Here is a 345-nt window from a genome sequence, read left to right as displayed (position 1 = left end):
AGATGCATAACACGCCAACTCATCACGAATTAACGGGTGATGCTCTATTTGTAACTCGCCATAACGTTTTTCTAAACGGCGCTGATTTTGTTGAATAACCTCCCCTTGCTCGCAATGGGTGGCAATGAGTACCGGGCTTTCCCGAAAAATGGCTTCAAGGGCATGAGGATGTTCAACCAGTAAATCGCCTGTTGATGCTCCCATAAACACTTTAACGCCGCATACATTTTTGGCATCTAGGGCTTTAATTTCATCAAGGTTGTCTGGGGTCGCGCCAAAGTAAAACGCATAATTCGCAGCGCTCGTTTGCGCTGCTATCGCGTATTTATCAGCAAGTGCTTTTGC

General features: G+C 46.1%; 1 protein-coding gene. It reads right to left on the bottom strand.

The features are described 5' to 3' along the window. Positions 1-345: hypothetical protein (locus AUR64_RS20770; protein ID WP_205628421.1), on the bottom strand; the 345-nt coding region annotated here is incomplete at both ends.

This window comes from Haloprofundus marisrubri (genome assembly GCF_001469955.1).
Taxonomy (GTDB): Archaea; Halobacteriota; Halobacteria; order Halobacteriales; family Haloferacaceae; genus Haloprofundus; species Haloprofundus marisrubri.
The sequence above is the reverse complement of the archived record's forward strand: the minus strand, read 5'-3'. Positions and strand labels throughout refer to the sequence as shown.